Annotated in this window: 14 protein-coding genes; 7 read left to right on the forward strand and 7 right to left on the reverse strand. The window is 62.4% G+C overall.

Annotated elements, in window-relative coordinates:
- Positions 1 to 12: 12 nt before the first annotated feature.
- The 3 genes from FXN63_RS01425 to FXN63_RS01435 all read right to left on the reverse strand — a co-directional run bounded on the left by FXN63_RS01425 (position 13) and on the right by FXN63_RS01435 (position 3,107).
- Positions 13 to 1,584 (reverse strand): class I adenylate-forming enzyme family protein, encoded by a 1,572-nt coding sequence (locus tag FXN63_RS01425; protein WP_148812145.1) that lies wholly within the window; start codon positions 1,582 to 1,584, stop codon positions 13 to 15.
- Positions 1,574 to 2,323 carry an SDR family NAD(P)-dependent oxidoreductase gene (locus tag FXN63_RS01430; RefSeq protein WP_148812148.1) on the reverse strand — a complete coding sequence of 250 codons (750 nt, stop codon included), beginning with the start codon at positions 2,321 to 2,323 and terminating at the stop codon, positions 1,574 to 1,576. The genes FXN63_RS01425 and FXN63_RS01430 overlap by 11 nt, the downstream gene beginning before the upstream one ends.
- A gap of 130 nt (positions 2,324 to 2,453) precedes the next feature.
- The gene (locus FXN63_RS01435) at positions 2,454 to 3,107 is read right to left on the reverse strand and encodes a TetR/AcrR family transcriptional regulator (protein WP_148812150.1); all 654 of its coding nucleotides are present in this window, start codon (positions 3,105 to 3,107) and stop codon (positions 2,454 to 2,456) included.
- Positions 3,108 to 3,236: 129 nt separating this feature from the next.
- Here FXN63_RS01435 and FXN63_RS01440 point away from each other — a divergent pair, with 129 nt between their 5' ends.
- Positions 3,237 to 3,578: a DUF4870 family protein gene (locus FXN63_RS01440; protein ID WP_148812153.1), complete on the forward strand. Its 342-nt coding sequence runs from the start codon at positions 3,237 to 3,239 to the stop codon at positions 3,576 to 3,578.
- Positions 3,579 to 3,719: 141 nt separating this feature from the next.
- Here the strand turns inward: FXN63_RS01440 and FXN63_RS01445 are convergent, their stop codons facing one another.
- From FXN63_RS01445 to FXN63_RS01460, 4 genes are all read right to left on the reverse strand, one after another.
- Entirely contained in the window at positions 3,720 to 4,874 is a 1,155-nt protein-coding gene (locus FXN63_RS01445; RefSeq protein WP_148812155.1) for a YncE family protein, read from the reverse strand.
- A gap of 242 nt (positions 4,875 to 5,116) precedes the next feature.
- The gene (locus FXN63_RS01450) at positions 5,117 to 6,049 is read right to left on the reverse strand and encodes a DUF481 domain-containing protein (protein ID WP_148812156.1); all 933 of its coding nucleotides are present in this window, start codon (positions 6,047 to 6,049) and stop codon (positions 5,117 to 5,119) included.
- A gap of 161 nt (positions 6,050 to 6,210) precedes the next feature.
- Positions 6,211 to 7,257, reverse strand: coding sequence for a serine hydrolase (locus FXN63_RS01455; RefSeq protein ID WP_148812158.1), 1,047 nt, complete (start codon positions 7,255 to 7,257; stop codon positions 6,211 to 6,213).
- 8 nt (positions 7,258 to 7,265) lie between these two features.
- Positions 7,266 to 8,264, reverse strand: coding sequence for a serine hydrolase (locus FXN63_RS01460; RefSeq protein ID WP_148812160.1), 999 nt, complete (start codon positions 8,262 to 8,264; stop codon positions 7,266 to 7,268).
- A gap of 396 nt (positions 8,265 to 8,660) precedes the next feature.
- Between FXN63_RS01460 and FXN63_RS01465 the strand changes: the two genes are divergently transcribed.
- The 6 genes from FXN63_RS01465 (at position 8,661) to FXN63_RS01490 (ending at position 26,127) form a co-directional block, all read left to right on the forward strand.
- A complete protein-coding gene (locus FXN63_RS01465) occupies positions 8,661 to 14,024 on the forward strand; it encodes a DUF4011 domain-containing protein (RefSeq protein ID WP_148812162.1) in 5,364 nt (1,787 codons plus the stop codon).
- Positions 14,025 to 14,211: 187 nt separating this feature from the next.
- Positions 14,212 to 14,499 (forward strand): putative quinol monooxygenase, encoded by a 288-nt coding sequence (locus tag FXN63_RS01470; RefSeq protein WP_148812164.1) that lies wholly within the window; start codon positions 14,212 to 14,214, stop codon positions 14,497 to 14,499.
- A gap of 124 nt (positions 14,500 to 14,623) precedes the next feature.
- Positions 14,624 to 15,493, forward strand: coding sequence for a DUF4214 domain-containing protein (locus FXN63_RS01475; protein WP_187395060.1), 870 nt, complete (start codon positions 14,624 to 14,626; stop codon positions 15,491 to 15,493).
- Positions 15,483 to 18,614, forward strand: a complete 3,132-nt coding sequence (locus FXN63_RS01480) for a hypothetical protein (RefSeq protein ID WP_148812168.1) — start codon at positions 15,483 to 15,485, stop codon at positions 18,612 to 18,614. The genes FXN63_RS01475 and FXN63_RS01480 overlap by 11 nt, the downstream gene beginning before the upstream one ends.
- Before the next feature lie 58 nt (positions 18,615 to 18,672).
- Positions 18,673 to 21,165, forward strand: coding sequence for a DUF4214 domain-containing protein (locus tag FXN63_RS01485; protein ID WP_148812170.1), 2,493 nt, complete (start codon positions 18,673 to 18,675; stop codon positions 21,163 to 21,165).
- Positions 21,166 to 21,309: 144 nt separating this feature from the next.
- Positions 21,310 to 26,127 (forward strand): DUF4214 domain-containing protein, encoded by a 4,818-nt coding sequence (locus FXN63_RS01490; protein WP_187395061.1) that lies wholly within the window; start codon positions 21,310 to 21,312, stop codon positions 26,125 to 26,127.
- Positions 26,128 to 26,301: the final 174 nt, after the last annotated feature.

The following is a 26,301-nucleotide window of genomic DNA, read 5'->3' on the forward strand; positions in this document are numbered from 1 at the left end:
GTGACGGATGCGTCAGGCCTGGCCAGGCGGTTGCGCCAGACTTTTTCTCAGTACGTGCTTCTGGATCTTGCCTGCCGGGGTCTTGGGCAGGTCGTCGACGAACACCACTTGGCGGGGGCTCTTGAAACTGGCGATCTGCTGGCGCGTGAAGGCGATCAGTTCCGCCTCGTCCAGCGTGGTGCCGGGTTCGCGCACCACCACCGCCACCACGCGTTCGCCGTAGTCGTTGTCGGGCATGCCCACCACAGCGCATTCACTGACGGCGTCGTGGGTGACCAGCACCTGTTCCACTTCCTTGGCGAACACGTTTTCGCCACCGGTGCGGATCATGTCCTTCATGCGGTCGACCAGGTACAAATAGCCTTCTGCATCCATGCGGCCCACGTCACCGGTGTGCAGCCAGTCGCCGCGCAGCGCGTCTTCCGTGGCCTCGGGGCGGTTCAGGTAACCCGTCATCAGGCCGTAGCTGCGAATACAGATTTCGCCCATCTCGCCCTGCGGCACTTCCTTGCCGTTTTCATCGAGCAAGGCCACCTGTGCACCCGGCACCGGCGTGCCGATGGAATGCGGGCGCGCGTGTGATTCTTCCGGCCGCAGGATGGTGATGTACGGGCCACCTTCGGTCAGGCCGTAGGCGTTGGCAATGTTCAGCTGCGTGGCACCGCGTTCGCGGAAGGCTTGCGCCACTTCCACGATCAGGTTCGATGGGTCGTAGCTGGCATAGGCAATCAGGCGCATCGACGACAGATCGGACTTGCCCCAGGCGTTTGATTCCACCATTTTGCGCAGCACCACCGGCACGCCGAACATGCCGTTGCAGCGATGGTCGTGAATCGCGCGCACGGCGGTTTCCGCCTCGAAGCGTTCGGTCACCACGACCGACCCTTGCTGCATGAAATACAGCTTGATGTAGTCCCAGGCACCGGTGTGAAACAAGGGCATGTAGCAGAAGAAACGTTCCTTGCTGCGGATGCCGAAGGCACCGATGGCCGACAGCGCATCGAGGATGCTGCGCTGGTGCGAAATGATCGCGCCCTTGGGACGGCCGGTTGTACCGCTGGTGTACAGGATCAGGTGCGGGTCAGTGGCCGACACCGGGCGGGAAATCGGTGCACTGCTTTGCCGGCGATATAACTCGTCCCAGGCGATCTGTCCGTCAGTGGCCAGGCCGCGCTTGATGATCTTGGGTGGTTCCAGCATGTCCACCATGGCGTCTGCTGCCAAGGGGTCGAACTCGTCGCTGGTCATCAGCAGCTTGGGCTGACAGTTGCCCAGAATGTAGGCAACTTCCGAGGCCCGCAGCATGATGTTGATCGGCACCAGAATCGCGCCCATGCCGGCCAGCGCGTAGTGCAGCAGGATGTAGTCGTCTGAGTTGCGGTCCAGCGCCGCCACGCGGCTGCCACGCACCACACCAAGTGCCGACAGGCCGCGCTGCAACAGCGCCACATCGTCGGCAAACTCTGTCCAGGTGCGCTGCCGGTTCTTGAAGATCAGCGCCACCTTGTCGCCGACCCAGCGGCGGTTCGAGTCGACGATGTCCGACATCAGGAAGGGGAAGCCCACGGGGCTGTCAGGCTGCACTGAAACCTCCGTCAACGGCGAGCACCACACCGGTGGTGAAACTGGACCAGTCCGACGACAGGAAGAGCGCAGTGCGGGCAATGTCTTCAGGGCGACCCAGGCGGCCGATCGGCAGCACCTGGGGCTTGGAGTATTCCAGCGTGGCCGCCGTCATTGGCGTTTCAATCACACCCGGGCAGATGCAGTTCACCCGAATGCCGCGCGGTGCACATTCCACCGCCAAGCCGCGTGAAAATGAGGCCACGCCACCCTTGCTGGCGGTGTAGGCACTGAGCTTGTCCCATCCGGCAATGGCTACTACCGAGGCCAGGTTGACGATGCTGCAACCGCCTTTCTTGTCCATCAGCTTGACCGCCTCGCGGCAGACGTTGAAGGTGCCGGTCAGGTTGACCGCAATGATCAGGTTCCAGGTGTCATCCGAGACGCGGCCAATCGGCCCATCGTCACGCGGCCGCCAGATGCCCGCGCAGTTCACCACCGCGTTGATGCCGCCGATGGATTCGCTGGCTTGAACCACGCCCGTTGCCACCGCTGCCGAATCTGCCACGTTGAAGACGGTGGTGCTGTGGCGGTCCGGGTCGGGCAAGCTGAGCCGCAAGGCTTCGCAGGCATCGTGGTCAAGGTCGTTGAGCGCCACGCGGGCACCGGACGCGGCAAACACGCGGGCCATTTCGGCACCGATGCCGCTTGCCGCGCCAGTAATGAGCGCACGCATGCCTTCCGTCTGGAACGAGGTCATCCTTTGAATCTCCTGGATATCCGGGCCGTTCGCCTTGATGGCTTGTTATCGGTCGGGCCGGATCATTGCGGTTGTCGACTACATCAGAATCTTCTCCGCCCGAAGGGTGGGGTCGTCAGGGTGGGGTTCGTCATTGAGCGGCCTTGCCGCCAGTCAGGCCATGCAGCGCCAGCGACGCGATCTGATCGGCGATCTGCTGCGGGCTGCGGTCCACGTAATCGGCCCAGCGGTGAACGGTGGACAGCACGCCCAGCACCGCGTACGTCGCCACTTTCGGGTCGCTGGTGGTGAAGCTGCCGTCGGCCAGTCCAGCGTCAACAATGTTCTGCACCATGGCTTCGAAGTTGCGTTCGATCTGCGCCAGGCTCGTGCGCGCGGCATCATCGAGCTGATGACGCTCGCGCCAGAAAATGCTCAGGAAACGGCGGTTGCCGATGTTGTAGGCAACCTGCCTTTCGATCAGCTGGTACAGCCGGTCGGCAGCGGGTGCATCGGACGCCGACATGGCCGCCACCTGCTGGAAGAAATCCTTGGTGATGTCTTCGTACAAGGTTTCCAGCAGGTGGGACTTGTTGCGGAAGTAGTAGTACAGCGTGGGCTTGGTGACACCGCATGCCTCGGCGATTTCATTCATCGAGGTGCGGTGGAATCCGTTGCGCTCGAAGAGCGTCATGGCGTGTTCGAAGATCTCGCGCGCGGCGACGGCGCTGCGTTCGGGTGCGCTGTCGATAACAGGCGTTTTTGCGTCTGAAACAAGTGCTGCTGATGAAGTAGCCTTGAACACATGAATCCCCTGAAACCGTTGATATGACTCTATACCTACCGGTAAGTAATGATCAACTCAGGGTTTTCCATCTGCGTGATTCAAGAGTTGGCTTAAGATGCTGAATCATCCTTGTTGCTTGAGTACGCCATGTCCGACGATCTGCAAACCATGTCCCTGAGCGACTCCCGCAAGAACATGCTCTACCTGCTGTGGGGGCTTTACCTGGGCAGCTTGGTGACCGGCGGTGTCACACTGATCATCGGCATTGCCCTGGCCTACATCAAACGCGACGACGCGGGCACTGGCGTCGAGCGTTCGCACTACACGTCGGCGATCCGCGTGTTCTGGTGGAGCGTCCTGTGGTGCGTGGTCGGCATGGTGCTGGTGTGGATTCTGATCGGGTGGTTCGTGTGGGCGATTGCCACCATTTGGTTCATCTACCGATGCGTGCTGGGCCTGGTGCGCGCCGGCGAGTCGCGCGCGGTCTGAGGTTCGCAAACCGCACGTGAAAAAGGGGTCGTGGCATGTGCCACGACCCCTAATTTTTTTCTTGCTGAATGTGTGTGCGGACTGATCGCCAGTACTGGTCAGACGATGATGTTCAACCAGCTGCTACGACCCGCACTGACTTCACTTCAACTCGATCCGCACCACGCTATCCAGCGCGCCTTGCTTGAACGCCGGGTGCTTGCTGCCCGCCGCCTTCACCGTGGCATACAGCACCTGACCATCCGGGCTCAGGGCCAGGCTGTTCGGGTGCACCGGCAGGTCCAGGCTGCGCTTTACCGCATAGCTCTTGGCATCGATCACCGTCAGCTTGCCCGTGCCCTGCGGCTGCTCGCGCGTCACGCCGCGCGAGGTGGCGTAGACCTCGTCACGCACCGGGTTGTAGACGATGTCGAGCGCGCCCAGACCGATCGGTACGCGCTTGACCAGCTTGCGTGTCACCAGGTCGAACACCGCAACCTCACCCGCTTCGGCATCGCTGGCGAACAGGCGCTGGCCTTGCGAATCGATGGCCAGGTTGATGAAGTAATGCTTGGCTCCGTCACCCGCATCGATGCGGTCCATGACCTGACCGAATTCAGGGTCGATCACGACGATCTGGTTGGTGCCACCGTGACCCACATACAGGCGCTTGTAGCGCGTGTCGTAGGCTGCGCCGGTAGACCACATGCCCACGTTTTCCAGCGTGTGGCGAATCTGGCCGCTGAGTGCGTCCACGATCCAGACCTTGCCTTCTCGTTCCGGGCTGGTAACGAAGATGCGGTTGTCGACCTGATCGACAATCACCTTGCGCGTGTGCGGTGTTTCACCCTTTTCATTCTTGGCGGCGAGTTGCGACACGCCCAGCACCTTGCCGCTACCTGCATCGACGGCGGTCAGCGAGCCATCGAGCGTGTTGCCGACGAAGACCATGTTGGTCTTGCTGTTGATGCCCAATGCGAATGCACGGCGACCCAGCGGAATTTCCTGCTTGACCGCCAGCGAGGTCGGATCGAGGCGATACAGAATACCGCCCTGGTTGCTGTCCTTGCCCATGACCGGTGTGGACGCCACGAACAGCGACGCCGATGCTGCGTCATAGGCCACTTCATACAGGCCTGGTCCGATATCCTGGCGCTGCGGTGCAAAGACGGCAGGCGCGGGTGCGACAACAGCGGGTGCAGGGGCAGGCGTAGTATCACGCGTCACCCGGGGCATATTGGCCTGGGGGGCGGCGCAGCCCCAAAGGGCAAGACTCACGCTGATGGCGAGGATGGTTTTCGGTAGCTGCACGGTCATGCTCGGCGGGTTCCTTGTACGAGTGCGGGTGGAAGGACGCGCGATCAGCCATATTGTTGCGTTCGACTTGTCGCCGCGCGTACGTAGCAGACGTTAACATCCTTGGGCGATGGAATTATTGAGGAATGGTGACGGGGCAGGTGCCAATGCTTCGGATTTCAAAATGATTTCCGAATAAGGGCCTACGCAATTTTTCAGATGTCGGCGTTACAGGGGCATATGAAAGCGGGTCAGAAAGCGCATCACCATGTCATTCCCAGACCCGTCATGAAGCGACGTTCATTGACGGTCTGACGCCCACCGCTGACTTGTGCGCGGCCATAACTCAGGGTCAGTGCGGCCCAGTCGGTCAGCTTGTAGCGAAGCCCGGTTTCCAGGTCCAGCGTGAAGTCTGCCGTGTTGCTCAGCGGCCGGCTGAATTCGCCCTTCACGAAGGCTTCCATGCGTTGGTTGTAAAGCACCCGTCGATAATCCCAGCGCACGCCAGCGGCATAGAAATTGTCCCGGGTGCTGTCTTGATATTTGTAGTAGACGCGGCCAACCAGACCCGTCAGCGAGAATGCGCCAAGTTCATCATCCCAGAACTGATAACCGGGACCGGTGCCCAAGGCGAACTGACGCGATACGTCTTCCACCTGATCGCGTTTGTAGAAGGTGCGGGCTTCCCAGAACAGCTTGTCGCTCAGGAAGTAATCCAGCGAATAACGGCCACCATAATTGTCGGTATTGATGTCATCGTCTTCGGTGTCGCGGTTGTAGTGCGCACCCAGAATATGTCGCCAATCGCCGTGGCTGGCTTCGCCATTGAAGATCGCGCTGTAGTTGCGCGTATCGGTCGATGCCTTCTTGGAATTCAAGCCCAGCGCCACATTGCCTTTCCAGACCAGATCGGGAATACGCGTGCGCGGTTTCATGAACGTGTCCAGGTCGGATAGCGGGGTGACCTGCTGGGTGTTGTCGGCCACCACGGCAACCTTGCCGGGTTCGGATGCACGCAGTTCCACTTGCTTGTCTGCTTCTTTCAACCCGCCCGGGATCAAGACTGCAGTCTTGCTTTCCAGGGTGCGGATAGCGGTTTTGTCGACTGAGATCACGCCGCCGTATGGCGTCTCGATCAACAGCTTGCCACCGTCCATGGACTTGATGGTGCCCGTCAGGCGGTCGCCATTTTCCATCCAGACGGTGTCTGCAAATGCATGCGCGGCAGGTATCAGCGACAGGCAGGTCGACGCAAGGAAAATGAAAGCAAACGACCCTGTGTGAGATGCGCATGCCAATGGCAGCCGCAGCCGGTCGAGACGCGGCGAACAGCGAGATAGTGAGATGGTTCGCCGCGTCAAATCTTGTCCGCCATCACCGTCTGCGCTACCGCTTGCCCCACTTCCCGCAGCAGATTTTCTGCGGGCTTGTTCTCGTCCACCCCTTCCACGCAGGCAGCCACAACGATGGCTGCGCTCTCGCGCGGGTTGATTACGCCCACGTGGCAGGCGCGCTCGAACTGCGTGCCGGTCTTGTGAATGAAACTGGTCTTGCGCGGCAGGCCGCCTGCCAGGCGATATTCGCCGGGTTCGTTGATCTTCATGTACTCAAACAGCATGTCGCGCTTGGCATCCGGCAGCAGCTTGCCTTGCACCAGTTTTTCCAGCATTGCGCCATAACCTTCCATGGTCGCGGTGTTCAGGCCGCGCTGGTAATAGCGGGCGTAGGCGTCGCGCATGGTGTCGACTTGCAGGTCAGCGGCCTTCAGTTCGGCGCTGCGGGTGAATGCCTGCACGCGCGCGGGGCCCATGTCGGCCCCAGCGATTTCCACCAGATTGCGGTTCGACAGGTCGCGTGCACTGGGGTGGAGTTCGCTGTAGACGTCGTAGCGGATCTGCGTATAACTCGTCAGTTCTCCGACCTCGCGGCGGCCCATGTAGTCGCGTGCACCGGCGTTCAGCGTGTCCTGGCCGATGGCGCGCACCAAGATGTTTGCAGCGGTGTTATCGCTGCGCATCAGCATGGCGTCCAGCAGTGTTTCCACGCTGTATCGCTTGCCGCTTGCCTGCCACACCAGTTCACCCGACCCATCCACCTTGTCGGTGTCGGCCAGCGCGAATTGCTGATCCATCGACAGCTTGCCGCGCTCGACCTGCTGCAGCACGGCAACCGCAATCGGCACCTTGGCGGTAGAGGCCAGGTACCACGGGCGATCACCCGCATACGACATCTCTTTTCCGTCATCCAGGCGCTTCACGTAGACCCCTACCGAGCCGGGCGAGCGCTGATCGATCTGCTCGATTTTCTTCACCAGTTCTGCTGGCCAATCGGCAGCGCTTGCCGGTGCCAGCACAAGCAGGCTAATTGCTGCCGCGCAGGCGAGGGTGGACAGGGCGGGAATCATGGCTTGCCTCACTCAGAGAAAAATCCGGATTGCCGGATGACAGTGCCAACTTCTTTCAGGGCTTGTTCGGATCGGGTCAGCGATGCGTCACCGCTGACACAGGCCACGATCACCGCCTGACGCGGCACGGTGGCAGACGGGATGTCGACAATGCCGGCATCGCAGAAGCGCGCGCGCTGGGTGCCGGTCTTGTGCGCAAAGAGCGTGGCGGGCGGGAAGCCGGCTTTCAGGCGACGATCGCCGGTTTTTACGCGTCGCATGGTTTTCAGCAGATAGTCCGTGCTGGCCGGCGTCAGCACCCGACCTTGCGCAAGCTGGGCCAGCAACGCGCCATAAGCATCGAGCGGCCCGGAATTCACCCGGGTGGCGTAATAGGCGGCGTAGGCGTCTTCCAAGGTCGCCTCGGGCATGTTTGCCGTGGGCGTGCCGACAATCCCCTGCAAGGCGCGGACCCGGTCGGCATCCGACGGCTGACGGCGGATCTTCACGAAGTCCATGCCGGCCAATCGGTTGGCACCGGGCACCAGATGGCTGTAAATCTCGCGGCGCACATCGGCCAAGGTCGTGATTGGCCGCATGCCGCCGGGAATCACGGTCTGCACCAGGGCGTTCACGGCATCCAGCCCCACCAGTTCGATCAGCATGTCGCTGGCGGTGTTGTCGCTGTAGATGATCATCTGTTCGATCAGATGTCGTACCGACAGTGCGGTGCCGGGTGCCATGCTGTTGGTGTTGCCCGCACCGTCCACGTAATCGGCCGCGCGCAGCGTCATGCGGGTATCGAGCGAAATCTCACCCCGGTCTACCGCCTGCATCACGGCCAGTGCCACCGGCACCTTGACCATCGAGGCCAGGTACCAGCTTTCGTGCGCCCGATGCGCGACCGCAATCCCGGTGGTGAGGTCGTGCACGTAGACGCCGACATCGGCATGCACGCGCTCGTCCAGCATCTCCAGGCTGGCTTGCAGACGGGTGGGCCAGGTGGGCGTGGCGGCGAAGCTGGGCATGGCAGCGCCTGCACCCAGCAAGGCCGCAATGAAGGCGCGCCGACCCAGGCGGATGATCGGACGGTGGCGTGCGGGATGGCGTGAATTCGACAGCGTGAGGTCCTCCTGGTCAGGGTGAAATCGATGCGGGTTCGCGTGCCTACGTGGCACTGGCTGGCAAGAGATAGCCGCGTGACGGCTGTTTTCATGAGCCGCTCACACTGCCAATCCGGCACCCGCCCGTGCTTGAGTGTTCAGCGATCGTTCAGCAAGCACCGTTCCTCGCATCCGGTTTGCATGGCACGTATCGGCCCACCGCCAGGATTCACATTCCTGTGTCCATGCGTGAACTTCCTTGTTCCAGCGCCAAAATGGCCTTTTTCAACCTTTATCATGTCGACTCAAGGGAGCGAGCGCATGAGCAGCATCAAGATCGAGGGAACACTCGCCGGCAAGATCGGCTTTGCATCTCACCAGAACGCGGTGCCGGTGCTGCGTGAATTGCAGGTCGTTAACGACAGCCAGACCGATTACCGCGATTTGGTGCTGGAACTCGTCGCCAGTCCGCCCTTCCTTGCTCCAAAATCCTGGCGCTTCGACCACCTGCCGAAGGGTGCGTCAGTGCACGTCCACGACCGCGACGTGAAGTTCGATGCGACCTATCTGTCCGGCTTGGGCGAAAGCCTGACCGGCGAGATCACGCTGCGGCTGGTGCGTGGGGGTAAGACGGATGCGAGTGAGACAACCGCGGCTGAAGTCCTTGCCACGCGCACCTATCCCGTCGAAGTTCTGGCACAAAATGAATGGGGCGGTGTCAATTCCATGCCCGAACTGCTCGCGGCGTTTGCCATGCCCAACGATCCTGCGGTCGATCGGGTGCTGAAGGCGGCGTCCAATGTGCTGCGCCGCGCGGGCAAGAACGATTCGATCGATGGCTACAACGGCCAGTCGCGCACCCGAACCTGGGAAATCGCGTCTGCGCTGTGGTCGGCGGTATGCGGATTCAAGCTCAGCTACGCCTTGCCGCCCGCCAGCTTCGAGACCGAAGGCCAGAAGATCCGCACGCCCGGCACCATTCTGGAAGGCGGTGTGGCTACCTGCCTGGATACCGCATTGCTGTTTGCGGCGGCGCTTGAACAAGCCGGCCTGAACGCGCTGATCGTGATCACCAAAGGGCACGCGTTTGCCGGCGTGTGGTTGCAGCCGCAGGAGTTCTCGCAGCTGATCACCGACGAGGTGTCGGTGGTGCGCAAGCGCCTGGACTTGAAAGAACTGCTGGTGTTCGAGACCACGCTGGCGACCCGTGCGCCGGCTCCCAGCTTCAGCGAAGCCGTGGCCGATGCGCAGCGTCAGATCAACGACGACGACTTCATGCTGGCGCTGGATATCCACCGCGCGCGCATGCAGCGCATCCGGCCCCTGGCGCTGGCCAGCACGCTGCCAGCAGGCACCGGCGAAGAGGCAGTCAGTGCCGCCGAGGCGCTGGAAGAAGCGCCCATTCTGCCGGGCTTCGACGTCGATACTGCGCCCGTGGCCGATACCCCGGCCGGCAAGCTGACCTTGTGGCAGCGCAAGCTGCTGGACCTGACCACACGCAACCGCCTGCTGCATCTGCCCGAAGGGGCCAAGGCGATCCGCCTGGTCTGCCCGGAACCCGCTGCGCTGGAAGACCGGCTGGCCGATGGCAAGCGTATTCGCATTGTGGCCATGCCCGATCTGGAGGCAGGCGGCCGCGATGCGGCTTTGTACGAACAGCAGAACCGCGAAAACCTGCGCGATGCCTATGCGCTGACGGCCATCGGTCGTGGCGAAGTGGTGTCCACGTTGGAGAAGACCAAGCTGGAAGCGGCGCTGGTCGATATGTACCGCAAGTCGCGCAGCGATCTGGACGAGGGCGGGGCCAACACCTTGTTCCTGGCGATGGGTTTCCTGCAATGGAAAAAGACCCCGGACGACCCGAAGTCGTACTCGGCACCGTTGATCCTGCTGCCCGTCAAACTGGAGCGCAAGAGCGCGCTGTCGGGCGTGACGCTTAGCCTGCTGGAAGACGAGCCGCGTTTCAACCTGACCTTGCTGGAACTGCTGCGCCATGATTTCGAACTGGTGATTCCGGGGCTTGATGGCGAGCTGCCCACCGACGGAAATGGCATCGACATCGAGGGCATCTGGAACACCGTGCGCCGGGCCGTGCGCGATGTGCCCGGTTTCGAGGTGACCAGTGAACTGGTGCTGGGGACGTTCTCGTTCGCCAAGTACCTGATGTGGAAGGACTTGGCCGACCGCTCGGCGCAGCTGCTGCAAAGCCCGCTGGTTCGACACCTGCTGGGCCGCAGCGATGCGGGTGGCGAAGGGTTTGTGTCCACTGGAGAATTCCCCCGCCCGGAAGAGTTGGACACCAAGATCGACGTGGCGAATCTGTTCACGCCGCTGCCTGCCGATTCGTCTCAGCTGGCGGCCGTGGTGGCATCGGCCAACGGGTGTGACTTCGTGCTGGATGGCCCACCGGGCACTGGCAAGTCGCAGACCATTGCCAACATGATTGCGCACAATCTGGCGATGGGGCGGCGCGTGCTGTTCGTTGCCGAAAAGATGGCCGCGCTGGACGTGGTGAACCGTCGTCTGGAAGAGAAGGGCTTGGGGGAATTCTGTCTGGAACTGCATTCCAGCAAGACCTCCAAAGTGGAAGTGCTGAAGCAGCTGGAACGCGCCTGGGACACCCGCGATACCTTGACTGCGGAGCAGTGGGCAGCGGAAGCGGCCGAAGTGCAACGCCTGCGCGACAAGCTGAATGGGGTGGTGGGTACTTTGCACAAGCGCTGGCCCAACGGGCTGTCTGCCTACCAGGCGATTGGCCGGGTGGTGCGCGATGCCAACGAATCTACACCGCGACTGAGCTGGCCCGATGGCACCCAGCACGACGCCGCTGCACTGGCGCAGCTGCGTGACGTTGCCCGTCGCCTGGACCTGAACCGCGTGGCCGCGCAGAACCTGTCGGCCACCTTCGGGCTGGTCACACGCAGCGATTGGTCCAACGGTTGGCAAGCGTCGCTGGTTACCGCTGCGCACGACGTGCCGCCCGCCATCGACGCGCTGGAAGCCGCGCGTGAACAGGTGCTGTCGGCCACGCGTCTGCCGCTGCCGGCGGCCAGTGTCGAACAGTTGCTGGTGCTGGGCAACCTGCTGCTGGATGCACACGGCGTCGATCTGTCCTTCGCCTTTGCGCCCGACATGAAAGCCAAGGTAGCGGCTGCGCGCCGGGCAATGGAATTGCTGGCGACCTACCAACGCACCGAGCAAGGTCTGTCGGTGCGTTATGCGCCAGAGACCAGCCGTCGACTGCCCATCGAACAGTTCGAACAGGACTGGACGGCCGCCAGCGGCAAGTTCTGGTTCTTTGCGACCCTTGCCAAGAAAAAGGTCGCGCAGGCACTGGCCGCGCAAGGCGGCACCGCTGGTGTGCCCGACCCCACCAGCGACCTGCCGAAGCTGAAGCAACTGCGTGCCTTGCTGGTGGAACTGGACAGCTTGAATGCGTCCTTGACCGGCATGCCCGGCTGGTCAGGCCTAGCAAGCGACACCGCGCGCATGGCGTCGGTGCTGGACCTAGCAGAACGTCTGCGCCCGTCCCTGAGCGCGCTGGCCAGTTCACCCGAGCACCTGGTTGAACTGCGCCGAGCCACCGCGCGTCTGGTGGTCGAGGCCAACGATTTGCTGGGCCCCGACGGCAAACTGGCGATCGGCTTGCAGCGGCTGAAAACCGCGCAGGACACCTACGCGGCAATGGCTACGCGTTTCATGGAACTCGCCACGGGCGACACCATGCTGCCCGACGACGTGCAGGCATTGCGTGCCGCCGCCTTGGCGGTAACCTCGCAGGCCACGCAACTGAAGGCCTGGTGCGATTGGCGTCGTGTGCGTGCCGACGCGCTGGCGCTGGGCCTGAGCCCCTTGGTGGATGCATTGATCGGACAGTCGCTTGCAGACGGCAGCGCAGCCGATGCCTTCGAGACCGCCTACGCGCGCTGGTTCGCCTCGGAAGTGATCGATTCGGAACCGCTGCTGCGCAACTTCGTGCCGGCCGAACACATGAGCGACATCGAATCGTACCGGCAGCTGGACGACCGCCTGTCTGGCCTGTCGGTGCGTTACATCCGCGCCAAGCTGTGTGGCCTGATCCCGTCCAAGAACGAGATCGGCAAGCAAGGCGGCTTCGGCATCTTGAAGCACGAATTGCAGAAGTCGCGCCGTCATAAACCGCTGCGCCAACTGGCCGCAGAAATGGGCGATGCAATGAGCAAGCTTGCGCCGTGCATGCTGATGAGCCCGCTGTCGATTGCGCAATATCTGCCGCCCGATCAGGCCCTGTTCGACCTGGTGATCTTCGACGAGGCCTCGCAGATTTCGCCGTGGGATGCCATCGGTTCGATTGCGCGCGGCAAGCAGGTGGTGATCGCCGGCGACCCGCGCCAGATGCCGCCGACCAGCTTCTTTGCACGCGGCCCGAACGCCAGCGAAGATGATGTCGAAGAAGACATGGAGAGCATTCTTGATGAATGCCTGGGCGCGGGCGTACCCAGCCACAGCCTGAGCTGGCACTACCGCAGCCGCCACGAAAGCCTGATCGCGTTTTCCAATCATCGTTATTACGACGGCAAGCTCATTACCTTCCCGGCCTCGGAAACCCGTGCCAGCGCTGTCGAATGGCGACGTGTGCAGGGCGTGTATGCGAAGGGCAGGGGACGCTACAACCAGCTCGAAGCCGAGGCCATGGTGGCAGAAACCGTGCGCCGCCTGCTCGACCCGGCCTTCACCGGTGCGGGCCGCTCGATCGGCATCATCACGTTGAACACCGATCAGCAGAAACTCGTCACCGATCTGCTGGATCGTGCGCGCCAGCAATACCCCGAGATCGAACCCTACTTCCAGGAAGACCAGCGCGAACCGGTGGTGGTGAAAAACCTGGAAACCGTGCAGGGTGACGAGCGTGATCTGATCATGCTGGGCATCGGCTACGGCCCCACGGAAGCCGGTTCAGGCAGCATGTCGATGAACTTCGGCCCGCTGAACAAGGAAGGCGGCTGGCGTCGCCTGAACGTGGCCGTGACCCGCGCACGCCGCGAAATGCTGGTGTTCTCGTCTTTCGATCCGTCGATGGTGGATTTGAACCGTACCGGCGCACGGGCCGTGCGCGACCTGAAGCACTTCATCGAGTTTGCGCAGCGTGGGCCGCGTGCCTTGGCGGAAGCGGTGCAAGGCTCGGTGGGCGGTTACGATTCGCCGTTTGAAGAAGCCGTGGCCAACGGCCTGCGTGACAAGGGCTGGCAAGTGGTGCCGCAGATCGGCGTCTCACGCTTCCGCATCGACCTGGGCATCGTGCACCCGGACCGTCCGGGCGACTATCTGGTTGGCATCGAATGCGACGGCGCGGCCTATCACAGCGCCGCCACCGCACGTGACCGCGACAAGGTCCGCAGCGGCGTGCTGCAAGGCCTGGGGTGGAAGCTGCTGCGCCTGTGGTCCACCGACTGGTGGGTGGACAAGGCGGGTGCCTTGAACCGCCTGCATGCCGACATCGAGGCTCTGCTGGTCATCTCCCGTGCCGAAGCCGCCGTGCCGCCACCGGCCGTGGTGGCAACGCCCGTGCTGGACTTTGCGGGGGTGACGGGGCAGGTGACGACTGACGAGGACGAGGTAGAAGCCGAGGTGGACACTGACGCTGACGCCCTGACAACTCCCGATGCCGTCGTGCAGCCATCGGCCACGGACGACAGTAAACGCTGACTCCTTGCAAGATCGGACAAGGCGCGACAGCACGCGCCGCGTCCGATCATCAACAATCCAGAACCGGCGTGCGAACCCTGCGCTTGAGCTGACCATTCAAGGACTACTATCAGACGGTCTGCCGACACTCGCATCGGCAGACGTCACGCTCGCTGCATTCCCGCACGGGCACCTACCGGGAGCATCCATGTCCGAGATTCCAGGCGTTGCCATTTTTGTCGCCAAACCTGGCGAAGAAGCCAAGCTTGAAGTGTTGCTGCGCGGCCTGGTCGAACCGACCCGGCAAGAGCCCGGTTGCCTGCAATACGACTTGCATGTGGATATCAAGGAACCGCGCCGCTTTGTGTTCATCGAACGGTGGGAAAGCCAGGAAGCGCTGGCAGGGCACGGGAAAACGGCGCACATCGCCTACTTCCGCGAGCACGGCCCGGCGCTGATCGAGCACAAGGAAGTGGATTTCCTGCGCAAAATCTGAACAATGGACAAGCACTGACAATCCACCCGCTGCTTACGGTTGATTCATGAATTTGTAAGCGGCACGGAACCTCTGGATGGCGGGCGTTACTGACCGAGTTGCCTCTACGCAACTGGATACGCCCATGGCCACCCCCACCCCTGAGCAAGCCGCTATTTCCGGGCTGTATGTCGCCCTGTTCAACCGTGCGCCCGACGCGGATGGGTTCGCCTTCTGGTTGAGTGCGCTGGAAAACGGCGCATCGCTGAGCGCCGTGGCGCAGTCCATGATGGGTGCACCCGAAACCGTCGCGTTGTATCCGGCGGGGCAGACCAACGCGCAGTTCGTTACAAGTTACTACACCAGCGTATTCGGTCGCGCACCGGACCCCGAAGGCCTGGCGTTCTGGTCAGCTGCACTGGCCGCCCAGGGTGGGGCAGACAATGTAGCGGCACGCGCGTCCCTGACCATGCAGATCGGCGCAATCGCGTCGACCCCGCTTACCAGCAAACCCGATGGCATGAGCGACGCGGCCTACGCACAGACGGTGGCCGACCGGGGACGTTTCATCAACAAGACCGAGTTCGGGGTGGTTTTCGCCGCCGAGTTGAAGAGCAATGACCTGGCATTGGCGAAGTCGTCCGCTGCGCTGGTGACGGCCGACCCAGCATCGCTGACCGTGGCGAACAGTGCCGCCAGCGGTACGCCCGTACCAGCGCCGAATCCCGGCGTTGCCGAACCAGCACCGGAACCGGTGCTGGTCATTACCGCTGCCGATCTCCCCGTCGACATCACCGGCAAGTTTGCCGCTTATGCCTACCGCAGTGCGGCGGTCGATGCCACCGGCATGAACGCGGCGCAACTGAGCGCGGTCGCGGCGGCATCCGGCAAGATCGCGGCCAATGGCATTACCGGCAGCTTTTCGCTGAGCAACACGCAGACCGCCCAGGAAATCGCTGCCTTGCTGGGCACGAAGACCGCTATTGCCGCCACCGTGAGCGGGCATGTTCGGTGAGCAAGTGGCGGCGCTGGGAGCGGGAGCCAGTCGCATCGACACCTTGAGCAACCTGCCGATAGTCGACATGCTTGAATACAACGTATCCAATGCCTTGCTGTTCACGCCCGAGATTCTTGCCGGGCTGTTCTCGGTGGCGGCACCGGCCAGTGTGCGGCTGTCCAACGGCATGTACGCGGCTGGTGCGCAGGTGAATGTGGTGGCCGCAAACCTGGACAAACTCTCCAGCGCGCTCGGGGGGCTTCGCGGCCTCAATATTGATCGCGACGTTTCCGTCGAGAGTATTGCGTTGCTGACGACCGCGCGTGCCGAGCAGGGCTTGGTGCACGCGATCTACGTGGTGCCCGACGGCATGAGCGCGGCACAGATCGAGGCTGTGAGCCAGGGCATGGCCGGTACCACGCGGCCAGGGGTCAGTTCCCTCTGGATCAGCAGTACGACCAGCGCCGATATCATCGCGGCTGTGCTGTCAGCGCCGGGTATCGGCCGAGTGAATGTCACGGTGGCGACATTTGGCATGACCGATAACGCCCAGCTCGCGGCCATCGGTCTGCACGGCGCCAGTGTCGATTCCTTTAACACCCCACCGCCGCTGGTGCTGGGCGACGCTGCGATCACCGATGCGGCGGCAGAGGGCTTGCTGGTGCTGGTTGATCGAATGGCACGCGGCAATTACACCCAATTCAGTACCGTACAAGTGGACGCGACCAACGCATCGCCTGCAGAGCTGGCATTGTTGGTGACCTATGCCCAGGCCGTGCAGCAGATCACCGGTACGCTCGTTCTCGATGCCACCGTGACCGACAGCCAACTGGCCGCCTTGCTGAACAAGGCCGCCATCGCTGCCGATGTGCAGCTTGATGTTGGCGGCATGAGCGTTGCGCAGTTGACCGCTGTGAAAGCCGGCTTGGCCAAGGTCGATACGATTGCCCCGATCAATGTCACAGGCATGAGCACGGCGCAACTGACTGCGCTTGCCGACCTTGCCCCAACATTGGGCACGGTCAGCGGCTTGTCTTTGAGCTTCCCGTCCGGCCTTGATGTCGCCGTACTGAGCACGCTGCTGTCTAAAACCGCCACCGGCAGCGTCTCTGTAGTCGGAACGGGGGCCAGCGCAGCCGAACTTGGCGCACTGGCCGTCAATCTCGACAAAATCGCCGCCACGGGTTTGACCGGCACGCTGCTGCTGACCAAGGATCTGAGCGCGAGTGCCATCACTGCCTTGCTCGGCGCATCGGCCACCGCGATGGCGACGATCAATGTCGATGCCACCGGCATGAGTGTCGCGCAACTGGAGGCCGTGTCCGACGGGGCGGCACGCGTCAATAGCCTGACGAATCAGCCTGACATCGTGCTCGCCGATGGCACCCTGACCGACACGACGCTTGTCAGCCTGCTGGCCATGGGCACCGAAGGCAGTCTGCGCGTGAACGCCCAGGGTGCCACCGCCAGCCAGCTGGCCATCGTGGCGAACGCAGCGTCGAAGCTCGTCACCGACGGGATCACCGGTACCTTCACGCTGGGCGCGTCATTGAGCGCCGGGCAACTCACTGTCTTGCTGGGCGACAAAACGTCCGCCGCGGCCACCGTCCAGGCGGATGGCACCGGCATGACCAGCGCACAACTGGCGGCCTTGTATGGTGACCGAGTCAAGCTGACTTCCCTGGCAAACATCCCGACCCTGATGCTGGGCGATACGGAGATGAGCGAGACGCTGATCGCCTGGCTCGTGTCGCTTGCACCCGCAGACAGCTTGCGCGCCGACACCACCGGTGCATCGATCGACAAGATTCATGTGCTGGCGGGGGACCACGGGGAAAAGATTCAGGGCGATGGCCTGACGGGAACGCTGAACCTCACGGCGGCGCTCAAGTACGAGCTGTTCTTCCCCTTCTTCGTGTCCAAGGTGGCCGAGGCTGCGAACGTGCAGGTCGACGCAACCGGCATGAGCATGGAGCAGCTCATCTACATCAGTCTGAATCGGGCCAAGATCGACGGCGTCGTCGGGGTGGACGTGTCGATGGCGAGTTTCCAATCGGACCTCAACTTCTACCGCTACCTTGCTCCGCTGGTGGCAGCATCGAACGACGGCAGTGTGAAGATGGACCTGAACGGCGCGTACTGGTATGCGCTCCAGGCCAACGTGCTGCCGAACATGAGCAAATTTGCCGACGGTGGACTCACCGGCACCTTTACCGTGCCGGGGGTAGCGACGATTGATGAGCTTAGAACCTTGCTGACGCCGAAGTTGGCCAGCGATGCCGTGGTGACCGTGCAGATCGGCACGACCAGCGACCAACTGCTGACCGACCTGGTGCCGCTTACCTCAAAAATAGCCAGTATCACGAACCTTCAACTCAATCTGGCCACCACCACGCTCGACAACACCACCTTGAATGCCGTGCTGTCGAAAGCGACGGCGGCCAAGGTCTGGGTGTCTGGAGCCAGTGCGGACAAGATCGAGCTGGTGCTGAGCAAGCTTTCCCACATCGGCGCGTTCCAGGACGCGCTACATCTGAGCGCGGAGCAATTCAATACGCTCGACGTGAGCCTGCTGGGCACCAAACTGGTCAGCTCTCCGGGTTTATCCGTCACCGGCGATGCACGCAATGACACCATTGACCTGGCCGGCACGACAGGCATGATCCGTGTCGATGGCGGGGCGGGAGCCGACACGATCATCGGCGGCAACGGTAGCGACCGCGTGTTCATCGCGTCCAAGGCCGATACGCGGGCGGACTCGTTCTCGGCGGCGTCTACGACGGCCCAAGGCAACATCGACGTCATCACGCTGGGCAACAATGACAGCCTGAGATTCTCCACGGAAGCCGGGGTGTTTGGCCCCGGTGTGATCGCTGGGCGCGTGACCTCGGTAGAAAACCGAACAGTCGGCACCGTGAACAGTTTCGATGAGATGTATGCCGCCCTGAACATCCAGGGCGGATTACAGGGCGGTGCAAACCTCAACGAGTTCATTCGCGTGACGGTAGGCGGTGGCAGCCTGGCCGGTAGCTATTTGATCTTGAACGATGACACGCCAAGCGTCGGTATCGATGACACCATCATCAGCGTGACCTTCAACGGCACTTCCGCCATGGATCTGAACTATTTCGGTTCCTGAGCCAAGTCAGCCTGCCGACCGCCAATAACAGAAATATCCTCCCGACCGGATCTCATCCATGGCCACTCCGACTTCCCCGCAACTTGCCATCGCGCGGCTGTACACCGCCTTGTTCAACCGTGCGCCGGATGCGGACGGTTTTGCATTCTGGGTGCGTGCCCTGGAAAACGGAGCATCATTGTCCGTGCTGGCGCAGTCCATGCTCACGGCCCCCGAATCCGTCGCGCTTTATCCGGCCGGGCAGACCGACGCGCAGTTCGTCACCAGCTACTACACCAGCGTCTTTGGCCGCACCCCCGATCCCGACGGGCTGGCATTCTGGTCGGCCGCGCTGGCTGCACAAGGCGGCGCTGGCAACCCAGCGGCGCGCGCCACGCTTATCCAGCAGATCAGCACCATCGCATCGGCACCGCTGACCGAAAAGCCCGCCGGCATGAGCGACGCTGCGTATGCGCAGACCGTGGCCGACCGTGGGCGCTTCATCAACAAGACCGAGTTCGGGGTGTGGTTTGCTGCTGAACTGAAAAGCAACGACCAGGCCCTGGCGAAGAACACGTTTGCCCTGGTGACGGACAATCCCGGTTCGCTGACGGCGGCCACCAATCTGGGTAACGGAAGTGCCGTACCTCCCGTCACAGAACCCGCCCCGATTGTCGTGCCGCATATCACGGTGGCCGACACCCCGGCCGCCATTGCCGCCAAGTTTGCCGCCTACGCTGGTACGGCCGGCACCGTGGATGCGACGGGTCTTGGCGTGGCGCAGCTGCAAGAGGTGGTGCTGGCCCGCGCAAAGATCACGAGCGTGACTGGAACCCTGTTGTTGACCAGCGGTTTGAGCCAACCCGAGTTGGCTGCGCTGGTGATCAACATGGTCAACCTGGACACTATTGTCAATGTCGATGCGACCGGCATGAGCCTGGATCAGCTGTCACCGATTGGCATGTCTCCCAGTGTCGTGTCAGTTGTGAATAACCTTCAGCTTTCCTTGAGCGGCGTGTCGGTCCTCGTGGTCAACGGGTTGCTGCTGCGTGCCGTCGATGCCAGCGTGGTGGCAACTGGTGCAAACGCTGTCACGGTCGGTGCGCTGGCAAACCATGCCGCCAAGCTCATCGATAACGGCATCACCGGCACGCTGGTGATGACATCGGACTTGAGTGACACGCAGATCACCGCCCTGTTGGGTGCGAAGACGGCTGACGCTGCCAACGTGACGGTCAATGCCGCTGGCATGAACGGAACCCGTCTGGCAGCCTTGGCCGGCAACCTGGACAAGGTCGACAGCATCACCAATATGTCATTCACCGCCAACGATCCCGCGTTGACCAGCAATATTGTCACTGCCCTGCTGGCCAAGGCGGCCGTGGGTAGCGTCAGCGCCAACGTGAGCGGTGCGTCTGCGGATTTCATGGCGACCGTCATCAGCCAGAACGCGCTTTTTGCCGACAGCGGCATCACAGGCGACATAACGCTGACCAAGAGCACAAGCGTGGCCGACATCACGACCCTGCTAGGCAGCAAGACGGCCGTGGCAGCCAACGTGACGATCAACGCGCTGGCGGCGCTCAACCAGAGCATGCCCGGTGCGACCGAACTTGGCTTGAGCGACACGCAGCTTGCTGCGGTGGCCGCGGGGATCGACAAGGTCGATCTCATCGTCCGGCCATACCTGAAGCTGGCAAGTTTCGACGACACGGCTACGATCGCGCTTCTGTCGAAAGCCAGCAATGCCATTATCGACACCGGTAACAACGCAGGCAGTGCTACCGAATTGTCCTTTCTGATGAGCAATCTTTCCAAGGTAGGCGACAAGAGCCTTGGCGGGACGATTGTCTTGACCAGTGCACAGCTGGCATCCACTGGGGGACTGCTGGGTGCCAAGCTTTACACGGGGGCGTTGACGATCAATGGCGATGCGACCAACGACACCATCGACCTGAGCAGCTTGAGCGCCACGCAGGCGCTCAGCACCAGTGTGGCCGTGAATCCGGGCGCAGGGGCAGACAAACTCATTTTCGGACGGGTTCCTTCGCAGGTGCAGGCCCAGACCGTCCACGTCGGTTCCCGGGCCGAGACGCGCACCGACCCGCTGACGACCGACACCAATACCGACAACTTCGACACCTTGCTGGGCGTTGCCCGCCTTGGTACTGGCACGGATGCGGTCATCCTTCGCTTTGAAGGGCCGACAGGCGCATTTGGCGCGGGGTTGGAATTCCGATCTGCACACACGGCAGTCCAAAGCCCGTCCAGCGTCAACGTCACGGTGACTGCGGCGTCTACCATGGCCGATATCCTGGCGGCAGCAAATACCTTGAACCCGGTCGCGTCGAGCAGCTCCGTGCTGGTCCTGCCCGCGCCACCCCAGCCGGATCCGAACGAAGGGCCCAAGGCTTACCTGGTACGGGCGACGGGAACGGGCGGTCTGGCTGACAAGACCTACCTGATTGTGAACGACGAGGTGCCGGAAATCACGCTGGCCGACACGATTGTGGTGATTGGCGGTGCCACGGTTCCGGTCGATACGTTCTTTGTCACGACGGTGGGGGCGTGAGGCGAAAAGTCGGCCTGACATATCCGGGTAATCCGGAGTGTTTGTACGCCGGGCCGCCCGGGAAGACAAAGTTGTAAGCGCCACGGAACTGACGGATGCATCGGGTTACCAACGTAGTCGCCCTCATCGCAACTGGAATCCGCCGTGGCCACTCCGACCTCACAACAGCTCGCCATCGCAAGGCTCTATACCGCCCTGTTCAATCGAGCCCCTGACGCCGATGGCTTCGCGTTCTGGCTGCAAGCGCTGGAAGGCGGCGCAACCTTGAACGCGCTGGCGCAGTCCATGGTGAGCGCGCCCGAGGCGCTGCTGCTTTATCCGCCGGGACAGACCGACGCGCAGTTCGTCACCAGCTACTACACCAGCGTGTTCGGTCGTACGCCAGACGCCGAAGGGCTGGCGTTCTGGACGGCGGCCTTGGCGGCGCAGGGCGGGGCGGTCAACACGGCTGCTCGTGCGGCGCTGACCATGCAGATTGGCGCAATTGCTTCCACACCGCTTACCAGCAAACCCGAAGGCATGAGCGACGCGGCCTATGCGCAGACGGTGGCCGACCGGGCTCGTTTCATCAACAAGACTGAATTCGGCGTGTATTTCGCGGCGGACCTGAAAAGCAATGACCTGGCGCTGGCGAAGTCGACTCTCGCGCTGGTTACCGACAACCCGGCGTCGATCACGGCGGCAACCAATCTGGCGCGCGGCATTATCGACCCGGCTCCGCCAGAGGTGATTCCCGCCCTTACCGCAGCGGACACCGCACCCACCATCGCAAGCAAGTTGGACGCTTACTCTGGCGCGGTCGCCACGGTCGATGCGACCGGCATGACGCCGGCCCAGCTGATCGAGGTCGCCAACAGGACAAACAAGATCGCCGACGCGGGGATCACCGGCGCGCTGGCACTGAGCAACGCCCTGAGCATCGGACAGATCACCGCTTTGCTGGGCACGAAGACAGGCGATGCGAGCGCAACCGTCAATGTCGACGCCAGTGGCATGGATCTTGGCAGGGTCGTCGCCCTCAGCAATGGCGTCGCGAAGATCGACAGCATCACCAATCTGGCGCTGGTGTTGGTCGACGTGCCCGATGTCGTGAGCAACAACCTGCTTGGCAAGGCCATGGCGGGCGCGGTCACGGCGGTGGTAACGGGTGCGAGCAACACGGAACTGTCCACGCTTGCCGCCAGCATCACCAAGATCGCCACGGCGGGCATTACCGGCACCTTGAGTCTGTCGAACACGCAGACTGCCGATGAGCTGACTGCCTTGCTGGGCGCGCAGACCGATGCAACGGCGACCGTCACGGTGGATGTCAGCGGCATGAGCGCGGCCAAGCTCGAAGCCGTGGGGTCAGGCGCGGCAAAAGTGGACACCTTGTCCGGTCTGTCGTCCTTGACCGCGAGCGCGTTGTCGGCCACCGCCATCGCCGGGCTGCTGAGCAAGGTCGCCGCCGATAGCATGGCGGTGGATGCAACCGACGCCACGGCTGCGAAGCTGTCGGCGCTTGCGAGCGCCATCGGCAAGATCACCGCCGGTGGCATCACGGGTACGCTTGCCTTGTCGAATGCGCAGAGCAGCAGCGAGCTGACTGCCTTGCTGGGCGCGCAAACCGGCGACGCGGCGGCCACCGTCACCGTCGATGCCACCAACATGGATACGACACAACTCGATGCCGTGGCCAACGGTATTGCCAAGGTCGACACGCTGAGCAGCCTGCCTGCCGTGACCAGCGCCTGGTCCGTCCCCACGATAAATACGCTGCTGGCCAAGGTGGCTGCTGCGACGGTCAGTGTGACGGCGACCGGCCTGGTTGACCTCCAGTTGTCATCGATCGTGACCTACATCGACAAGATCGTCGCGGGTGGCATCACCGGCACGCTGAGCCTGTCGAACTCCCAAGACGCGGCGGCACTCACGGCCTTGCTCGGCACCAAGACCGGCGACGACACCGCCACCGTGAACGCCAGCAGCATGACGGCGTTGCAGCTCAACGCGGTCGGCGAAAATTCCGCCAAGGTCCACACCGTGAACAGCCTGCCGCAACTGGTGCTCGCCGACCTGAGCGAGGCGGCGACCGCCGGCCTGATGGGCAAGGCCAGTTCGACCCAATTGACCGTGCTGGCAACGGGCGCGAGCCCCATGGTGCTGACCGCGCTGGCTGCCAACATTGGCAAGGTGGACACGGCTGGCATCACCGGCACCTTGAACCTGTCGAACATGCAGCTCGACCACGAGTTGACCGCCTTGCTGGGTGCGCAGACAGGTGATGGGACGGCGACGGTCACGGTGGACGCCGGTGGCATGAACGCGAGCAAGCTCGAAATAGTGGGGCAGGCCGCAGCAAAAGTGGACACCGTGGTCGGCCTGAACACCTTGAGCGCAAGTGCGCTGTCGGCCACCACCCTCAGTGGGCTGCTGAGCAAGGTCGCCGCCAATACCGCGCGGGTGGATGCGACCGACGCCACGGCCGCGAAGCTGTCGGCGCTTGCGAGCAACATCGACAACATCTTCGGCAGCGCCTTCTTCGGTGGCGGCATCATAGGCATGTTTACTTTGTCGAATGCGCTGAGCGACACCGAACTGAGCGCCCTGTTGGGCAAGACTGACGAGAGCGCCACGGTCAATGTAAATGCCAGCGGCATGAACGCCGCAAAACTGGAAGCAGTGGCCGCCGGCATCACCAATGTCGATACCTTGACTGACCTGCCGCAACTGGTGCTGGCCGACCTGTCGGACACGGCGACGGACGCCTTGCTGTCCAAGATGCAGACCGGCAGCACGGTCAGTGTGGTGGCGACCGGTGCGACCGCCAACGAACTGGCGTCGGTGTTTGTCTATATCGACAAGATTGCGGCCGACGGCATCACAGGTACGCTGGCATTGACGAGTAACCAGGGCGACATGTCGATCGCAAACTTGCTGAGCAAGACGCCAACGGCCGCGACCGTGAACGTCGATGCTGCGGGCATGACCAGCAATCAGCTGACTGCGATTGCATCGTTCATCTCCAAGGTCGACACCCTCACCAATGTGCAGATTGACTTGGGCGTCACTGGCAACTCTGCGACGGAGAACCTGCTGGCAAAGTCCAGCGTCGGGAGCGCCCGGGTCATCGCGGGCAACACCACCACGAGTTCGCAGATAGCATCATTGAGCAACCACATCGACAACGTGAAGGTGGATGGCATTACCGGCACGCTGATACTGAACCGTAGCAACGTCACCGCCGATCAACTCACCGCCCTGCTGAGCACCAAGACGGCCGACGCTGCGACGGTCGACGTCAACGCCTCGGGCATGAGCGTTGCGCAACTGGCAGCGGTCGGTCTGGGTGCCGCCAAGGTGGACACGCTGAGCGGTCTCCCGAGCCTGGTTCTGGGGGATGCTGCAATGACCGACGCCGTGACGGCCGGCCTGCTGAGCAAGGCGGGTGCCAATTCGGTGTCTGTGGATGCAACAGGTGCTTCCGATGAGGAGTTGAAATCGCTTGCCGACAACATTGGCAGGCTCGCGACCAATGGCATCACTGGCACGCTGGCCTTGTCCAGCAACTTGACGGCCGTCCAGCTTACCGCCTTGCTCGGCGCAAAGACTGACGCGGCCGCGACCGTCAACGTGGATGCCACGGGCATGGACCTGGCAAGCCTCCAGGCCGTCGTCGCAGGGATCGGCAAGGTCGACCGCCTGACTAACCTGCCGCTGGGTAGTCTGACGGACACGCAGACCTCGGACTTGTTGACCAATGTCACGACCGACGGCAGCGTCTCCGTGGTGGCGACTGGTGCAAGTGCCAACGAGGTAGGGTTGCTTGTCACGCATATGGCAAAGATCGCCAACGATGGCATCACGGGAGATATCACGCTGACAAGCGCGCCGTTGTCTTCTGAACTGAGCAGTCTTCTGCAGACGAAGATTGCGCTGGCCGCGAACGTCACGATCGACGCGACGGGCATGGACAACGACCGACTCTTGGTCGTGGGGTCAACGACCGGTATTGCGAAAACTGACAGCATTACCAATCTGCAGTTCACCGCCGGGCCACCGTTCACCGGTGCCGCGATAGGCAATCTATTGTCGAAGGCCGCACCGGCCACGGCTAAGGTCGATATGAGCGGTGCCACAGGAACGGCGATTGGCCACGTGGCGACCTACATCGCCAATATCGCCACCGGCGGCATCACCAACCTGAGTCTGTCGTTGGCGAACGTTGACGACGTCGCAACCTCTGCGTTGTTGTCAAAGGCCGCAGTCGGGACGGCAATGGTTGTCGCAACCGACGCAACGGCAAACGAGGCGACTGCATTGCTGGGCAATCTAACGAACGTTTCAGACGCCGGCATCACGGGCACGTTGATCTTGAACATGACGCAGTACGCCGATGCAGACAAAGCGACTCTGAAGACGAAGCTGGCCGTGGCTGCCGACCCCGTGCTCAGGATTGCAGGTACCAGCGGTGGCGACGTGCTGAATCTGAGCGGTTGGACCGGTATCCTCAGGGTGGACGGCGGCGCGGGTGCCGATGCCATCACCTTGAACGGTGCGGGTGGCAACAAGGTGTTCATCGGCTCCGCGCTCGAAAGTCGGGGCACGGTGGTGGGCACTGAGTCGAACACCAACAATATCGACGTGATCACCGGGCTGACCGGCGCCGACGTGCTGCGTTTGTCCTCTGTACCAGGCGTTTTCGGCACCAACATCACATTCGCGCCCAGCACCAGCAAGCACTTCTATTTCGTGAGCAACCTCAGTGCAAATACCTTAGACGAGGTATGGGCCTCGGTGTCGAGCCCGCTGGCGTCAGACAACGCTGCCGCCCGCTTCTATAGCGTCGGCGTGACGGGTGGGGCGCTTGCCGGCAGTAGGTTCCTGATCCTGAACGACCACGATGCCACCGTGAACGCCAGTGATACGATGATCGCCTTGGTGGGCTCGACCACAACGCCGACAGTCGAATTCGGCATCTGACCAGAGACGGCTCCGTAATTAGTGTGGGTAGAGGTGATCTCACGGGCATTCCGTACTCGTACGAGGTGATCTGAGGGCGGTGCCTGATTTCGTCGACGCGGGTCGTGCCACATCCTGCCGCAGTACCTCCCCGCCCTCGGGGCGATTGCTCAGCGTGAGCTAGCTTGATATCCG

The organism is Pigmentiphaga aceris (assembly GCF_008119665.1).
GTDB classification, from domain to species: Bacteria; Pseudomonadota; Gammaproteobacteria; order Burkholderiales; family Burkholderiaceae_B; genus Pigmentiphaga; species Pigmentiphaga aceris.

What these genes read in the sequence shown, in the direction of transcription:
- FXN63_RS01445 (WP_148812155.1), bottom strand. Translation starts at nt 4,874, where the DNA reads ATGACCGTGCAGCTACCGAAAACCATCCTCGCCATCAGCGTGAGTCTT.
- FXN63_RS01455 (WP_148812158.1), bottom strand. Translation starts at nt 7,257, where the DNA reads ATGATTCCCGCCCTGTCCACCCTCGCCTGCGCGGCAGCAATTAGCCTG.
- FXN63_RS01465 (WP_148812162.1), top strand. Translation starts at nt 8,661, where the DNA reads ATGAGCAGCATCAAGATCGAGGGAACACTCGCCGGCAAGATCGGCTTT.
- FXN63_RS01450 (WP_148812156.1), bottom strand. Translation starts at nt 6,049, where the DNA reads ATGGAAAATGGCGACCGCCTGACGGGCACCATCAAGTCCATGGACGGT.
- FXN63_RS01485 (WP_148812170.1), top strand. Translation starts at nt 18,673, where the DNA reads ATGGCCACTCCGACTTCCCCGCAACTTGCCATCGCGCGGCTGTACACC.
- FXN63_RS01440 (WP_148812153.1), top strand. Translation starts at nt 3,237, where the DNA reads ATGTCCGACGATCTGCAAACCATGTCCCTGAGCGACTCCCGCAAGAAC.
- FXN63_RS01480 (WP_148812168.1), top strand. Translation starts at nt 15,483, where the DNA reads ATGTTCGGTGAGCAAGTGGCGGCGCTGGGAGCGGGAGCCAGTCGCATC.
- FXN63_RS01430 (WP_148812148.1), bottom strand. Translation starts at nt 2,323, where the DNA reads ATGACCTCGTTCCAGACGGAAGGCATGCGTGCGCTCATTACTGGCGCG.
- FXN63_RS01475 (WP_187395060.1), top strand. Translation starts at nt 14,624, where the DNA reads ATGGCCACCCCCACCCCTGAGCAAGCCGCTATTTCCGGGCTGTATGTC.
- FXN63_RS01460 (WP_148812160.1), bottom strand. Translation starts at nt 8,264, where the DNA reads ATGCCCAGCTTCGCCGCCACGCCCACCTGGCCCACCCGTCTGCAAGCC.
- FXN63_RS01470 (WP_148812164.1), top strand. Translation starts at nt 14,212, where the DNA reads ATGTCCGAGATTCCAGGCGTTGCCATTTTTGTCGCCAAACCTGGCGAA.